The organism is Streptomyces sp. NPDC089424, from assembly GCF_044749345.1.
Classification (GTDB): Bacteria; Actinomycetota; Actinomycetes; order Streptomycetales; family Streptomycetaceae; genus Streptomyces.
On record NZ_JBIVHU010000003.1, the window covers coordinates 40779 to 55641 of the forward strand.

The 14863-nt window shown below is 73.4% G+C and carries 13 protein-coding genes; 7 read left to right on the plus strand and 6 right to left on the minus strand.

From position 1 onward, the window contains the following. Positions 1-135: 135 nt before the first annotated feature. Complete coding sequence (locus tag ACIP2X_RS15195; protein WP_401672492.1) at positions 136-1107, plus strand: DeoR/GlpR family DNA-binding transcription regulator; 972 nt, start codon at positions 136-138, stop codon at positions 1105-1107. Between the two features lie 253 nt (positions 1108-1360). Here the strand turns inward: ACIP2X_RS15195 and ACIP2X_RS15200 are convergent, their stop codons facing one another. Next, positions 1361-3133 carry an acetyl/propionyl/methylcrotonyl-CoA carboxylase subunit alpha gene (locus tag ACIP2X_RS15200; protein WP_401672494.1) on the minus strand — a complete coding sequence of 591 codons (1773 nt, stop codon included), beginning with the start codon at positions 3131-3133 and terminating at the stop codon, positions 1361-1363. Positions 3134-3509: 376 nt separating this feature from the next. Here ACIP2X_RS15200 and ACIP2X_RS15205 point away from each other — a divergent pair, with 376 nt between their 5' ends. Beyond that, complete coding sequence (locus ACIP2X_RS15205; RefSeq protein WP_401672496.1) at positions 3510-3998, plus strand: hypothetical protein; 489 nt, start codon at positions 3510-3512, stop codon at positions 3996-3998. Here ACIP2X_RS15205 and ACIP2X_RS15210 read toward each other — a convergent pair. Together ACIP2X_RS15210 and mmpB are read right to left on the minus strand one after the other, a co-directional pair. Further along, on the minus strand, positions 3967-4587 hold the full coding sequence (locus ACIP2X_RS15210) for a Maf family protein (protein WP_401672498.1): 621 nt from the start codon (positions 4585-4587) through the stop codon (positions 3967-3969). The two genes, ACIP2X_RS15205 and ACIP2X_RS15210, sit on opposite strands and share 32 nt — an antisense overlap. Before the next feature lie 31 nt (positions 4588-4618). Then, complete coding sequence (gene mmpB, locus ACIP2X_RS15215; RefSeq protein ID WP_401672501.1) at positions 4619-4747, minus strand: morphogenic membrane protein MmpB; 129 nt, start codon at positions 4745-4747, stop codon at positions 4619-4621. A 121-nt stretch (positions 4748-4868) separates the two neighbouring features. Between mmpB and ACIP2X_RS15220 the strand changes: the two genes are divergently transcribed. Next, positions 4869-6011: an SGNH/GDSL hydrolase family protein gene (locus ACIP2X_RS15220; protein ID WP_401672504.1), complete on the plus strand. Its 1143-nt coding sequence runs from the start codon at positions 4869-4871 to the stop codon at positions 6009-6011. Here ACIP2X_RS15220 and ACIP2X_RS15225 read toward each other — a convergent pair. Together ACIP2X_RS15225 and ACIP2X_RS15230 are read right to left on the minus strand one after the other, a co-directional pair. Then, on the minus strand, positions 5996-6205 hold the full coding sequence (locus tag ACIP2X_RS15225; RefSeq protein WP_401672507.1) for an acyl-CoA carboxylase epsilon subunit: 210 nt from the start codon (positions 6203-6205) through the stop codon (positions 5996-5998). The genes ACIP2X_RS15220 and ACIP2X_RS15225 overlap by 16 nt on opposite strands. 25 nt (positions 6206-6230) lie before the next feature. Further along, entirely contained in the window at positions 6231-7832 is a 1602-nt protein-coding gene (locus ACIP2X_RS15230) for an acyl-CoA carboxylase subunit beta (protein WP_401672510.1), read from the minus strand. A 110-nt stretch (positions 7833-7942) separates the two neighbouring features. Here ACIP2X_RS15230 and ACIP2X_RS15235 point away from each other — a divergent pair, with 110 nt between their 5' ends. Both ACIP2X_RS15235 and ACIP2X_RS15240 read left to right on the plus strand, forming a co-directional pair. Next, positions 7943-8806 carry a biotin--[acetyl-CoA-carboxylase] ligase gene (locus ACIP2X_RS15235; RefSeq protein WP_401672512.1) on the plus strand — a complete coding sequence of 288 codons (864 nt, stop codon included), beginning with the start codon at positions 7943-7945 and terminating at the stop codon, positions 8804-8806. A 92-nt stretch (positions 8807-8898) separates the two neighbouring features. Then, positions 8899-10005, plus strand: coding sequence for an adenylate/guanylate cyclase domain-containing protein (locus ACIP2X_RS15240; protein WP_401672515.1), 1107 nt, complete (start codon positions 8899-8901; stop codon positions 10003-10005). 12 nt (positions 10006-10017) lie between these two features. On the opposite strand, the gene ACIP2X_RS15245 is transcribed toward ACIP2X_RS15240, so the two are convergent. Then, entirely contained in the window at positions 10018-11460 is a 1443-nt protein-coding gene (locus ACIP2X_RS15245; protein WP_401672517.1) for a hypothetical protein, read from the minus strand. A 225-nt stretch (positions 11461-11685) separates the two neighbouring features. Here ACIP2X_RS15245 and ACIP2X_RS15250 point away from each other — a divergent pair, with 225 nt between their 5' ends. Both ACIP2X_RS15250 and ACIP2X_RS15255 read left to right on the plus strand, forming a co-directional pair. Continuing rightward, positions 11686-12486, plus strand: a complete 801-nt coding sequence (locus tag ACIP2X_RS15250) for an enoyl-CoA hydratase/isomerase family protein (RefSeq protein WP_401672520.1) — start codon at positions 11686-11688, stop codon at positions 12484-12486. 1154 nt (positions 12487-13640) lie between these two features. Then, complete coding sequence (locus tag ACIP2X_RS15255; RefSeq protein WP_401672522.1) at positions 13641-14783, plus strand: diguanylate cyclase domain-containing protein; 1143 nt, start codon at positions 13641-13643, stop codon at positions 14781-14783. The last annotated feature ends 80 nt before the right edge of the window (positions 14784-14863 follow it).

Sequence of the window (14863 nt, forward strand, 5' to 3'; positions counted from 1 at the left end):
AGTTGCCGACCATGCGTTCGGCATAGGCGGCCTGGGTAGGCTGCTATACCACTTCCCGCTGACGTGTGCGAACAACTTCTGTTATTCGGCGCAAACTGCTGAAACCAGACGGTCGTTGGGGTTACTGTCAGTTTCGTGTTCGCTGCAGAACGTCGCCAGTTGATCCTCGAAATGGTGCGCGCCAACGGGGCCGTGTCGCTCCGTGAGCTCGCCCGCGTCGTCCAGACCTCCGAAGTGACCGTACGGCGGGACGTGCGCGCACTGGAGGCAGAAGGACTCCTAGACCGCCGGCACGGCGGTGCGGTATTGCCGGGCGGATTCACGCGGGAATCCGGCTTTCCGCAGAAGTCGCATCTCGCGACCGCCGAGAAGACCGCCATCGCCGACCTCGCCGCGAATTTCGTGGAGGAGGGCGAGGCGATCGTGGTCGGGGCGGGTACGACCACCCAGGAGCTGGCCCGCCGGCTCGCCCGGGTCCCCGGCCTGACCGTCGTCACCAACTCCCTGCTCGTGGCACAGGCCCTGGCCCATGCCAACCGGGTGGAGGTGGTGATGACCGGCGGCACGCTCCGCGGTTCCAACTACGCCCTCGTGGGGTCGGGTGCCGAGCAGTCCCTCCAGGGGCTGCGGGTGTCCCGGGCCTTCCTCTCCGGTAGCGGCCTGACCGCCGAACGCGGTCTGTCCACGTCCAACATGCTCTCGGCCTCCGTCGACCGGGCTCTCGTCCAGGCCGCCGCCGAGGTGGTGGTCCTCGCGGACCACACCAAGCTCGGTACGGACACCATGTTCCAGACCGTGCCCACCGATGTGATCACCCGCCTCGTGACCGACGAGCCGCCGGCCCACGACGACCGCGCCGCCACGGAGCTGCAGGCGCTGGCGGACCAGGGCGTCCAGATCGCCGTGGCCGGTACGGGCGCCTCGGGAAACTCCGGTAACGCGGGCGGTGAGGGCAACCCGGCGCGCCAGCGCCGGGACGTTCCACTCCCGGGCCCCCGGCGCGGTCAGGTCCCGGGTGCCGGGTCGCCCCTGCGTACGGCGGCCGTCCTCGGCGAGCAGTCGGCGGGCGGGGAGCGGGCCAGGGTGGCCGATCTGCGCCGGCGGTGACGGGCCGCGACCCGGGCCTGAGCGGGCCGCGCCGAGAGGCGGTCCGGCACGTCGTCAAGTCGCCCGGGCGCCGTCCTGAGCGGCCGTCAGGGGGACGGCGGCGATCGCCGCACCCTCGGCGTGCGCCCGTTTGGACCACGCGTACCGCACCGGCGGGACACCGTCGCGCGGAGCGAACGGCCCACAAGGAACGGGAAGCGCCCGGCGGACGGGGGATGCCGTCCGCCGGGCGCTCAGGATGTCCTGCGACCGCTCAGTCCTTGATCTCGCAGATCAGGGCGCCCGAGGTGATCGACGCGCCCACGTCCGCGGTCAGGCCCTTGATGGTCCCGGCCTTGTGGGCGTTGAGGGGCTGCTCCATCTTCATCGCCTCGAGTACGACGATCAGGTCGCCCTCCTTGACGGCCTGACCCTCCTCCACGGCGATCTTGACGATGGTGCCCTGCATCGGCGACGCGAGGCTGTCGCCGGACGCGACCGGGCCCGACTTCTTCGCGGCGCGGCGCTTGGGCTTGGCGCCGGCGGCGAGGCCGGTGCGGGCCAGCGACATGCCGAGGGAGGACGGGAGGGAGACCTCCAGGCGCTTGCCACCGACCTCGACGACGACCGTCTCGCGGTCCAGCTCCTCCTCGGCCTCCGCGTCGGCGGGTGCGGTGAAGGGTTTGATGTCGTTGGCGAACTCGGTTTCGATCCAGCGTGTGTGGACGGTGAAGGGGGCGGTGGAGCCGGTCAGTTCGGGGGTGAATGCCGGGTCCTTGACGACCGCGCGGTGGAAGGGGATGGCGGTGGCCATGCCTTCGACGGTGAATTCCTCCAGGGCGCGGGCGGCGCGCTGGAGGGCCTCGGCGCGGGTGCGGCCGGTGACGATCAGCTTCGCGAGGAGGGAGTCCCAGGCGGGGCCGATGACGCTGCCGGACTCTACGCCGGCGTCCAGGCGGACACCGGGTCCGGAGGGCGCGGTGAAGGTGGTGACGGTGCCGGGGGCGGGCAGGAAGCCGCGGCCGGGGTCCTCGCCGTTGATGCGGAACTCGAAGGAGTGGCCGCGCAGCGGCGGGTCGTCGTAGCCGAGGGCCTCGCCGTCGGCGATGCGGAACATCTCGCGCACCAGGTCGATGCCGGAGACTTCCTCGGTGACGGGGTGTTCGACCTGGAGGCGGGTGTTGACCTCGAGGAAGGAGATGGTGCCGTCGAGGCCGACGAGGAACTCGACGGTGCCGGCGCCGACGTAGCCGGCTTCCTTGAGGATGGCCTTGGACGCCGTGTAGAGCTCGTCCACCTGTGCCGGGGACAGGAACGGTGCGGGGGCTTCCTCGACGAGTTTCTGGTGGCGGCGCTGGAGGGAGCAGTCGCGGGTGGAGACGACCACGACGTTGCCGTGGGTGTCGGCCAGGCACTGGGTCTCGACGTGGCGGGGCTTGTCGAGGTAGCGCTCGACGAAGCACTCGCCCCGGCCGAACGCGGCGACGGCCTCGCGGACCGCCGAGTCGTACAGCTCGGGCACCTCCTCCAGGGTCCGGGCGACCTTAAGGCCGCGGCCCCCGCCGCCGAACGCGGCCTTGATCGCGATCGGCAGCCCGTGCTCCTTCGCGAACGCCACGACCTCGTCCGCGCCTGAGACCGGGTCCGGCGTCCCCGCCACCAGCGGGGCACCGGCACGCTGGGCGATGTGCCGGGCCGCGACCTTGTCACCCAGATCGCGGATGGCCTGCGGCGGCGGCCCGATCCAGATCAGCCCCGCGTCCAGCACCGCCTGCGCGAACTCCGCGTTCTCCGAGAGGAACCCGTAGCCCGGATGGACGGCGTCTGCGCCGGACTCGCGGGCGGCGTTCAGGACCTTCTCGATGTCGAGGTAGCTGGTGGCGGGGGTGTCACCACCCAGGGCGAACGCCTCATCCGCGGCGCGGACATGCAGAGCGTCCCGATCCGGGTCGGCGTATACGGCCACGCTCGCGATACCGGCGTCCCGGCAGGCCCGGGCTACGCGGACAGCGATTTCGCCACGGTTGGCGATGAGCACCTTGCGCACGATTGAGGCTCCCTCCTTGAAACAAGCCGAGTTTAGGGACTGCCGACACGGCACTTCGACCCGTCCCCAATGGTGAGCTTGCCCACACGGAGCGTGATGCGAGGCTTGCTCGACCCGCGAAATCCCTTGTCGCGGCGCGTTACGCGGGACTCCTCGGGAAAACCCTAGCCCTACCATGTGGTCAAGGTCTCTGTGAGAGCGTGCCGCGCCCCACTCGGTTTCTTTGTGGAGTCCCTACGAATGGCCCAATGATTCTTTGCCCGCGGCGGAACCCTTGTCCCGCGGTTTACCCGTTAGTAGCGTGCGCGATGTACTCGAACGTACTCGGGGTAACGGCCCCTGTGGCGGTACGGCGGTCGAAAGTGGGTGGGGACCGGTGGTGCGCAGGCCGGTGGCGTGGATCGTGGCGTTGCTGCTCGTGGTCGAGGGATTCGGCGTCGCGGCGCTGCAGTGGATCATGGGCATGGTGGTCGACAACCAGGACATGTCACTGGCGGGCCTCGACCCGGACGTGATGTCCCTGTCCTCGAAGATCGGCGGCGTGCTCTTCGGGCTCTACTTCGCCCTGTGCGGCGTGATCGCCCTGCTGGTCGCCGTGCGCGACCGCGCCCCGGCCGGCCTCGGGCGTGTCCTGCTGATCAGCGCGGCCGTGGTGCACGGCGTGCTGGGCGCGGTGTCCTGGGGCCTGGTGGGCGAGAACGCGTTCCTGTTCATGATGGTGGTGATGGGCCTGATCGTGCTGCTCCTGATGACGTACGACGCCCAGGAGCGGCCCGTCCCGGGCAAGGCCCCGAAGGCCGGGGACGACGCCGGCCGCGCCGACGGGGCTCCGGTCAGCCCTCCGCCGTCGCCCACAACTCCGTGATCCCGACCCCCAGTTCCGCCAGCAGGCGGCGCACGAGGGGCAGGCTGATCCCGATCACGTTGCCGTGGTCGCCGTCGATGCCGTCGATGAACGGCGCCGAACGGCCGTCCAGGGTGAAGGCCCCGGCGACATGGAGGGGCTCGCCGGAGGCGACGTACGCGGCGACCTCCGCGTCGGTGGGTTCACCGAAACGGACGACGGTGGAGGCGGTGGCGGACGCGTACCGCCCGCTCAGCGTGTCGTAGACGCAGTGACCGGTCTGGAGCGTCCCGGCCCGGCCGCGCATCGCCTTCCAGCGCGCGGTGGCCTCCTCGGCGTCGGCGGGCTTGCCGAGCGCCTGGCCGTCCAGGTCGAGCACCGAGTCGCAGCCGATCACCAGGGCGCCCTTGACGTCGGGCCGGGCGGCCACGACGGAGGCCTTCGCCTCGGCCAGGGCGAGCGCCAGCTCGGCGGGCGTGGGCGCGGTCACGGCGTCCTCGTCGACCCCGCTCACGATCACCTCGGGGGCGAGTCCGGCCTGCCGCAGCAGCCCGAGCCGGGCGGGGGACTGGGAGGCGAGCACGAGTCGGCGGCGCGGCTGATCTGTCATGCGGTCAGCGTATCGGCGTGACCCGAACGGCTCATCCCAGGCCGATGACGATCATCGCGAGGACCATGGCCAGCGCCATGAGAAAGCCCAGCCGCCGCAACATCACCTGCATGTCGCGCAGTTCTTTCGGCGGTTCGTTCTCCGGGTCGGACCACAGCATGCCTTCGATCGTGGGTCCGCGACGCCCGGCCGCGCCTGAGTACGCGTACTCAAGTTTGAACAAACGGGCCTGTGATTCCGTTAGGCTAAGGGAACTTCAGTCCCGTTTGAAGGGTCGTGCCATGTTCACCACCGCCTGGACCGCCTCGCCCCAGGTCCCCAGCGACGGCTTCACCCCCAACTGGTCCCGCGAGGGCTTCTGGCGCCAGTCGCTGCGCCAGGTCGTCCGGCTCACGGCCGGGGGCGGCCGGCTGCGCGTACGGCTGTCCCACGCCTACGGCACCTCCTGCGTGCGGGTCGCGGGCGCGACGGTGGCGCGTACGGCCGGCGGTGCCGCCGTCGAGCCGGGCTCGATCCGCCGGCTCACCTTCGCGGGCGCCCACGACGCGGTGATACCGGCGCGCGGGCAGTTGCTGAGCGACGCCGTGGAACTGGCGGTGGACGCGCGTGAGGCGGTCGCCGTGACGCTGTACTTCGACGCGGTGACCGGACCCGCGACCTTCCACGCCCAGGCCTTCACCGCCGGACACCGGGGCCCCGGCGACCTCCTCACCGACGTCACCGGGGCGGGTTTCGACGCGGTGACCGAGTCCTGGTACTTCCTCACCGCCGTCGAGGTCGACGCCGGGCGCACCGACGGGATCGCCCTGTTCGGCGACTCCCTGACCGACGGCTTCGGCTCCACCCCGGGCGCCGACCGCCGCTGGTCCGACGCCCTCGCCCGGCGCACCGGACGGCCGGTGATCAACGCGGGGATCGGCGGGAACCTGCTGCTCAACGACTCCGCCTGGTACGGCGAGAAGGGCGTACGGCGGCTGCGGCGGGACGTCCTCGACCAGCCGGGCGTGGACACGCTGGTCGTGCTGCTGGGGGTGAACGACATCGGCTTCAGCGAGACGGACGAGCAGCCGACGTACCGGCCCGCTCCCGTGCTGGAGGCCGCGGACCTCGTCGCCGGGCACCGCGAGCTGATACGCCAGGCGAGAGGGGCGGGGCTACGGGTGGTCGGCGCGACCCTGGCGCCCTTCGCGGGCTCCGACCACTGGGGCGAGCGCGCGGCCGGGGTGAGCCGAGAGATCGACGAGTGGATCAGAGGCTCGGGGGAGTACGACGCGGTGGTGGACCTGCGCCGCGCCCTGGCCGGCCCGGCGGACCCGGACCGGCTGCACCCGGCGTACGACTTCGGCGATCACCTGCACCCGAACGACGCGGGGTACGCGGTGATGGCCGAAGCCGTCGCCGAGGTGCTTCAGGCCGGCCAGTAGGTCCGCGCCCAGGCCGTCGGGCCCGCGTGCGGCACGTGCTGGGCGGCGAGGCGGGCCGGGTCGGACCACGAGTCCCGCGGGCGGGGCGCGCCGGGCGGCAGGGCCGACGCCGCCGCGGCGCGGGCGCGGACCACCGCCAGGGCGGCGGCCAGCTCCTCCGGGGTCGGATTGCCCCGTACGACCTTGATCGTCATTTCTGCTCCAGCAGCTCGGGGTCGACTACAGCGGGATGTTGCCGTGCTTCTTCGGAGGCAGGGATTCCCGCTTGGTGCGCAGTTGACGCAGACCGCGCACGATGTGGCTGCGGGTGTCCGAGGGCATGACCACCGCGTCGACGTAACCCCGCTCGGCCGCGACGTAGGGGTTGAGGAGCGCGTCCTCGTACTCCTGGATGAGCCGCGCCCGGGTGCCCTCGACGTCGTCCGCCTCGGCGATGGTGCGCCGGTGCAGGATGTTCACGGCGCCCTGGGCGCCCATCACGGCGATCTGGGCCGTCGGCCAGGCCAGGTTGAGGTCGGCGCCCAGGTGCTTGGAGCCCATGACGTCGTACGCGCCGCCGAAGGCCTTGCGCGTGATGACGGTGATCAGCGGGACCGTGGCCTCCGCGTAGGCGAAGATCAGCTTGGCGCCGCGGCGGATGATGCCGTCGTGCTCCTGGTCGACGCCGGGCAGGAAGCCGGGCACGTCGACGAAGGTGATCACCGGGACGTTGAACGCGTCGCAGGTCCGCACGAACCGCGCCGCCTTCTCGCTGGCGGCGATGTCGAGGCACCCCGCGAACTGCATCGGCTGGTTGGCGACCAGACCGACCGGCCGGCCCTCCACGCGGCCGAAGCCGGTGATGATGTTCGGCGCGAACAGCGGCTGCGTCTCGAAGAACTCGCCGTCGTCCAGGACGTGTTCGAGCACCGTGTGCATGTCGTACGGCTGGTTCGCGCTGTCCGGGACCAGCGTGTCCAGCTCGCGGTCCTCGTCGGTGAGCGCGAGGTCCGCCTCCTCCGGGAACGCCGGGGGATCGCTGAGGTTGTTCGACGGCAGGTACGACAGCAGCTGCTTGACGTACTCGATGGCGTCCTTCTCGTCGCCGGCCATGTGATGGGCCACGCCCGAGGCGGTGTTGTGGGTGCGGGCGCCGCCCAGCTCCTCGAAGCCGACGTCCTCACCGGTGACGGTCTTGATGACGTCCGGGCCGGTGATGAACATGTGCGAGGTCTGGTCGACCATGATCGTGAAGTCGGTGATGGCGGGCGAGTACACCGCGCCGCCCGCGCACGGCCCGACGACCAGGCTGATCTGCGGAATCACACCCGAGGCATGGGTGTTGCGGCGGAAGATCTCGCCGTACGCCCCCAGCGAGGCCACGCCCTCCTGGATCCGGGCGCCACCGGAGTCGTTGATGCCGATGACCGGACAGCCGGTCTTCAGCGCGAAGTCCATCACCTTGACGATCTTCTGCCCGTAGACCTCGCCGAGCGCCCCGCCGAAGACGGTGAAGTCCTGCGAGAAGACCGCGACGGGACGGCCGTCGACGGTGCCGTACCCGGTCACCACGCCGTCTCCGTAGGGGCGGTTCTGCTCCAGGCCGAAGTTGGTGGAGCGGTGCCGGGCGAACTCGTCCAACTCCACGAAGGAATCCTCGTCGAGCAGCAGCGCGATCCGCTCACGCGCCGTCAACTTGCCCTTCGCATGCTGCTTCTCGACGGCGCGAGCGGAGCCGGCGTGCGTCGCTTCCTCGATACGGCGCTGGAGATCCGCGAGCTTCCCCGCGGTCGTGTGGATGTCGATCTCGTGACGCTCTTGAAGCTCTTCCGGCTCGGACATCGGGATGCGGCTCCCTGCCTGCTCAAAAGGGGGGACGGTTACTCATCCGTAGCGTAGTGGGGTGCCTATCGATCGGCAGTGCGGCGTTTACCACACCTAGGGTGGCTTGCATGACGCCCCGAGATGCCTCAGACCCGAGCAACCGCTGGACCGACCTGGACCGGCCGCCGCTGAACGCCACGGCCCTGCGCAAGGCGCTGGTGCGCGAGGACGGCCTGTGGTCCGAGGTGCACGTCGTGCAGCGGACCGGCTCCACCAACTCCGACCTGGTGGCCCGGGCCGCCGAGGGCAGGGCGGCGGAGGGCGCGGTGCTGATCGCCGAGGAGCAGACCGCGGGGCGGGGCCGGCTGGACCGCCGGTGGACGGCTCCGCCGCGCTCCGGACTGTTCTTCTCCGTGCTGCTGCGCCCGACGGAGATCCCGGTGGCCCGCTGGGGCTGGCTGCCGCTGCTCACCGGCGTGGCCGTGGCCACGGGCCTGTCGCGAGCCGCTGGGGTCGACACGGCACTCAAGTGGCCCAACGACCTGCTGGTGACGGTCGACGGCGAGGAGCGCAAGGCCGGCGGCATCCTCGCCGAGCGGGCGGTGGACGACGGCGTGGTCATCGGCGTCGGCCTGAACGTCACGCTGCGCGAGAAGGAGCTGCCGGTGCCCACGGCGGGCTCGCTGGCCCTGGCCGAAGCGGTGAACACCGACCGGGACCCGCTGCTGAGGGCCGTGCTGCGCTCGCTGGAGGAGTGGTACCGGCGGTGGCGGACCGCCGGCGGCGATCCGGTCTCCAGCGGCTTGCAGGAGACGTATGCCGCCGGGTGCGCGACGCTGGGGAGGGTGGTCCGCGCAGAACTGCCGGGAGACCGGTCGATCGTCGGAGAGGCGGTCGCGGTGGACGGGGACGGAAGGCTGGTGCTGGCGACGCCGGAGGGCGTGCAGGAGCCGGTCGGCGCCGGTGACATCGTGCACTTGAGGGGGGTTTGACCGCAGTGCCGGAGGGAGTGACCTGGGGCACAGCTGACGTAAAGTTGGGGCCGGTCGATACCTGACCGCGGCAGATCGGAAGGGCAGCAGGCGTGAGCGTCGACGACACGGGCTCCGGCACGGACCCGCAGGGCGCCGACTCCGGCGAGGACCCGCTCGCCCTGCGGCTCGAAGGGCTCATCCTGGGCGCCGAGCGGCGCTACACACCGTTCCAGGCGGCTCGCAGCGCGGGTGTGTCCATGGAACTGGCCTCCCGCTTCTGGCGCGCCATGGGCTTCGCCGACATAGGGCAGGCCAAGGCGCTCACCGAGGCGGACGTCCTGGCGCTGCGGCGTCTGGCCGGTCTGGTCGAGGCGGGACTGCTCAGCGAGGCGATGGCCGTGCAGGTCGCCCGCTCCACCGGACAGACCACGGCCCGCCTCGCGGAATGGCAGATCGACTCCTTCCTGGAGGGCCTGACCGAGCCGCCCGAGCCCGGCATGACCCGCACCGAGGTCACCTATCCCCTGGTCGAGCTGCTCCTGCCGGAACTGGAGGAGTTCCTCGTCTACGTCTGGCGGCGGCAGCTCGCCGCGGCGACCGGGCGGGTCGTGCAGGCCGGGGACGACGAGGAGATGGTGGACCGGCGGCTGGCCGTCGGCTTCGCCGACCTGGTCGGGTTCACCCGGCTGACCCGCCGCCTGGAGGAGGAGGAACTCGGCGAGCTGGTGGAGGCCTTCGAGACCACGGCGGCCGACCTGGTGGCGGCGCGGGGCGGCCGACTGATCAAGACGCTCGGCGACGAGGTGCTGTACGCCGCGGACGACTCGGGTGTCGCCGCGGAGATCGCGCTGCGGCTCATCGAGACCCTGGCGAACGACGAGACGATGCCCGAGCTGCGGGTCGGCATCGCCTTCGGCACCGTGACGACCCGTATGGGCGACGTCTTCGGAACGACGGTGAACCTGGCCTCCCGGTTGACGTCCATAGCGCCGCGGGACGCGGTCCTGGTCGACAGCGCGTTCGCCGAGGAGCTGATCCGCAGCGGTGAGGCGCCGGCCTCCGAGGCGGAGGCGGCCGAGGCCGCGGCCGCCGCGGAGAAGGAGGGCGAGGAGCCGCCGACGTACCGCTTCGGGCTCCAGCCGATGTGGCAGCGGCCGGTGCGTGGCCTCGGCGTGGTCGAGCCGTGGCTGCTCACCCGGCGGGACGGGGCGCCGTAGCGGGACCCCGCCTCACCGTCCGAGGAGCGGGCCCAGGCACAGGTCGAGGATCGGCAGGCAGAGTCCTGGCCGGTCGGGCTGCGGGGCCGGGGCGCTCGGGGCGGGCGTCGGCGCGGGGGCCGGGCCGGGGGTCGGCGGGCGCGGTGACGGTGGGGTGTGGCCGGCGCCGCCGGTCCCTCCGGGGGCGGGGGAGACGGGCGTCTCCGGGGTGCCCGGGGCGTCCGGGATGGTCGTGGCGATGTCCGGAGCCGGGCCCGGCGCGTCGCCCTGGGGGCGCGAGGAGCCGTGCGGGGAGGCCGGCGCGGTGGGCGTCGTGCCGTACGCGTGAGGCGTGCCGGGGCGGCTCAGGGAGCCGGGGGTGGCGGGGCCCGCGGTGCGGTCGCCCGGGGACGCACCGCCCGAGGTGTCGGCCGGCTGCCCGCTGCTGACGGCCGCGTCCGGGGTGGGTCCGGCCGCCGCGGTTTTGGAGCCGCCGTGTCCGGAGTCCGGCGCCAGGCGCACGACGCTCAGGAGACCGGTGGCCAGGACGAGAGCGGCGGCGGCCAGGAGAAGCACCTTGCGGGCACGGGGCCTGCGGTGCCGGCCCCGGGTGCCGGGGCTCCCGGCACCCGGGGGTGCGGCCGCGGACGCCTTGTCCTCGCCGCCCCCGACGGCGCCCGCGCGGGGCGGCGCGTCCGGTGACCTGCGGGGGCCATGGGCGGGCGCGTTGTCCTCGCCGCCGCCGACGGCGCCTTTGCGGGGCGGTGCGTCCGGCGCCTCACGGGGGGCACGCTGCGTCGCGGCACTGCCCTGACTGTTCCGCCGCGCGTCGTTCGGGGCGGCTGTGGGCTTGGTGGGCTGGGTGCTGCCTGGGCCGGCCGCGGTCTTGACGAGCAGGGTGGGCTGGGTGGGGCGTGGGATCGCGCTGGGGCCGGTGGGTGGGTTGTCGGGGGTGCTTGCCGCGGGGCGGCCGGTGGGTCGGGTGTTCGCCGGACTGGTTGTGGGTTTGGTGGGGCCGGCGTTGTGCGGTTCGGTCTCGGGTTTGGTGGGTCCGGCGTTGGGGGGCGCGGCCGTGGTGCTGGTGGGGCCGGCGTTCTGCAGTTCCGGTGCCGGGCCGGTGGGTGGGCCGGTCGGTTCGTCGGGTGCGGGGGCGGTGGGCCGAGGGCTCGGTGGGGTGGCCTTCAGGCGGGTGCGCAGAGCCTCTGCGGGGCTGTTCCCCTGGGGCTCCTTCGCGGGGTTCGCCTGCTCGTCCTTCCGCGGACCGGCCGCATCGGCCTTCCGGTCGTCCCCCGTCCCGGTCCTCGGGGCGGCGCCCTGGGTGGCCTTGGCGGTGCTGTTGCCCTGGCCGTCCCTCGGGGGGCCGCCTTGGCCGCCCTCAGGGGTGCCGCCCTCGCCGCGTCCCTGGGCGGTGGTGCTTCGCTGGCCGTTCGCTCGGCCGTTCCTCGACGGGATGCCCGTCGGCGTGTCGGTCCTCATGCCGGTCCCTCCCCGATGCGCGCCGGCGCCCCCCGTGCGCCATGGCGCTCGCACGCTATGCGCTCCCCCGGGGGCAGGGGAGGGAGTCGGGCGTCATGTCACTCGAACGGGGTGTCGGAGGGTGATCCGGGAACCTGGCGCGCGTCGGCCCGGCCTTCCCCCGGAGGGGCCGGGCTGGAATGATCGGGACGAGTCTTGTTAACCCGCGTTAACCGGGAGGGTGTCATGAGCGAGGAGCGGTTCGGGGAGTTCGTGCTGGTGCGGCGGCACGACGACGGGCACGTCGCGGAGCTGGCACTCGACCGGCCCAAGGCGATGAACGCGGTGTCCACCGAGATGGCCAGGTCGATCGGCGGGGCCTGCGCGTCGCTGGGTGCGGACCGGGACGTACGGGTGGTCGTGGTGACGTCCACGCACGACCGGGCGTTCTGTGTGGGGGCCGATCTGAAGGAGCGGAACTCTCTGACCGACGCCGAGCTGGTACGGCAGCGGCCGGTGGCGCGGGGGGCGTACACCGGCGTGCTGGAACTGCCGGTGCCGACGGTGGCGGCGGTGCACGGTTTCGCGCTCGGCGGTGGCTTCGAGCTGGCGCTGTCGTGCGACGTGATCGTGGCGGACGGTACGGCGGTGGTGGGGCTGCCGGAGGTGTCGGTGGGCGTGATTCCCGGGGGCGGCGGTACGCAGTTGCTGCCGCGGCGGGTGGGGGCGGCGAGGGCCGCCGAGCTGATCTTCTCCGCGCGGCGGGTCGAGGCGGCCGAGGCGCGTGAGCTGGGGCTGGTGGACGTGCTCGTGGAGGAGGGCCGGGACCGGGAGGAGGCGCTGGCGCTGGCCTCCCGTATCGCCGCGAACTCCCCGGTGGGCCTGCGCGCGGCCAAGCGGGCCCTGCGCCTCGGGCACGGGCTGGACCTGTCGGCAGGCCTGGAGGTCGAGGACGCGGCATGGCGTTCGGTGGCGTTCTCGGGGGACCGCGCGGAGGGCGTCGCCGCCTTCAACGAGAAGCGCAAGCCCCAGTGGCCGGGCCAGTAAGGAGGGCTCCGCGAGCGCGACGGCGGGGCGCGGCGCCGACGCCCGCGTAGCCCTGTTTCGTGCCGGTCTTGGCGGTGCCCGGGAGGCGCGTGACCTTGGACGTGAAGCGCAGGCCGCGGCGGCCGGGCCGGCGTGAGGCGCTTCGCGGGCGGGGCGGCTGGGCGGTGGGCCGCCGCCCGCGTAGCCCGGCGTGGTGCGGGTCCCGGTGGCGGTGGGGAGGTCGACGCCGGGCCGTGCGGTCGTGAGGTCGGTGTCGTGCCGGCGCTGGGGACCGGGCGTGGCCTTGGGCGAGTGGCGCAGGTCCCAGTGGCCGGGCCCTGACGTTCGGCGGCCGGGCGCGGCGCCGACGCCGTCGTAGCCCCGCGTCGTGCCGGTCGCGGTGGTGCTTGCCGGGCGCGGGGCCGCCGCCCGCGTAGCCCGGCGTGGCGCGGGTCCCGGTGGCGCTCGGGAACTCGAGTCCGCGCCGTGCGGTGCTCCGGTGGTGCTCGGGAGGTCGGTGTCGTGCCGCTCCTGGGTGGCGCTCGGGACGGCGCAGTGGCTGGGCCAGTGAGGGACGCCTCGCGGCCGGGGCGGCTGGCCGCGGCGCCGACGCCGTCGTAGCCCCACGTCGTGCCGGGCCCGGTGGTGCTTGCCGGGCGCCCGGGCCGGCGCCCGCGTAGCCCGGCGTGGTGCGGGTCCCGGTGGCGGTGGGGAGGTCGACGCCGGGCCGTGCGGTCGTGAGGTCGGTGTCGTGCCGGCGCTGGGGACCGGGCGTGGCCTTGGGCGAGTGGCGCAGGTCCCAGTGGCCGGGCCCTGACGTTCGGCGGCCGGGCGCGGCGGCGACGTGGCCCCGCGTCGTGCCGGTCGCGATGGTGCTCGCCGGGCGCGGGGTCGGCGCCCGCGTAACCCGGCGTGGTGCGGGTCCCGGTGGCGGTCGGGAGGTCGACGCCGCGTCGCTCGCGGCCCCGTAGGGCTCGGCGTGGTGCCGTGTTCGGAGGCACCGGGAGAGCAACGCCCCGCCGGCCCGGTGCGGCTCGCGCAGCTTGACCGCCGCCGCCCGGGCCCGCGCCCAGCGCCCGGCAGCGCTGACGCCCCCGCAAACCTCCCCCCGCGTCCTCTCACTCCACCGCATCGCAAACATCCCCATTTCTCCCGAATCTCCCTAGCCTGGGGGGATGGGTGTGGAGAGCCGGCTCGCGGCTGTGGTGGCGTTGGCGCAGGGCATGGCTGCGGCGCAGTCGGTGCGCGAGTCGTGGGCTGCCGCCGCGCTCGGGGCGTGCCGCGCGCTGGACGGGAGTTTCGCCGCGCTCTCGGTGTGGGAGCGGGACCTCGGGCAGCTGCGGGTGCTGGTCAACGTGGGCGAGCGGGTGGAGGACGAGGAGGAGTTCCCGGAGGGCGAGACCTACCCGGTGCACCAGTTCGCCGAGATCACCGAGTTCCTGCACGAGCGGTGGGCGGGCGGCGGCGAGCCCGACGCCTGGGTGGAGACCGCCGAGGGCCCCACCACGGGCAGCGCCGGCTTCTGCCATCAGCGGGTCGCCGCCCTGCGGCGCAGGGGCCGGGGCTGCTGTGTCGTCGCCCCCGTCGTCCTGCACGGCCGCGCCTGGGGCGAGCTGTACGTCGCCCGGCCCCTCGGCGTCCCGGTCTTCGACCGCGGCGACGCCGACTTCGCGACCGTACTGGCCGCCGTCGTCGCGGCCGGCATCGCGCAGACCGAGCGCCTGGAGGAGGCCCGGCGGCTCGCGTTCACCGACTCCCTCACCGGCCTCGCCAACCGCCGTGCCGTGGACATGCGCCTGGATGAGGCCGTCGAGCGGCACCGCAGGGACGGGGTCGTGGTGAGCCTCGTCGTCTGCGATCTCAACGGCCTCAAGCGCGTCAACGACACCCGCGGGCACGCCGTCGGCGACCGGCTCCTCGAACGCTTCGGCTCCGTGCTCTCCCTGTGCGGCGCCATGCTGTCCGGCACCCTCGCCGCCCGCCTCGGGGGCGACGAGTTCTGCCTGCTCGCCGTCGGCCCGTCCGCCGACGACGTCGTCAAGGTCGCCGACGAGCTGTGCCGCCGGGCCACGGAGATGGAGCTGGGCGACGGCGTGGCCTGCGGCGTCGCGTCCACCGCGGATCCGATCGGCCCGGTCCGCTCGGCCCGCCGGCTCTTCCGGCTCGCGGACGCCGCCCAGTACCGGGCCAAGGGAGTCCGCGCGCCCAGGGCGGTCGTGGCCGGCCGCGAGGGCCCCGACGACCCCGTCGTGCGCCTCGCGGACGCGCCTCCCGAGGGTCCCGCCGGAGAGCGCCGCCGCTTCCGTGGCCGCGAGTGAGCCGAGGCCGCCCCGACGGCGTCCGGAACGGAGCCACACGCATCGGGCGGTAAGGGTCACATCCCGCCCCCACTCGTGAC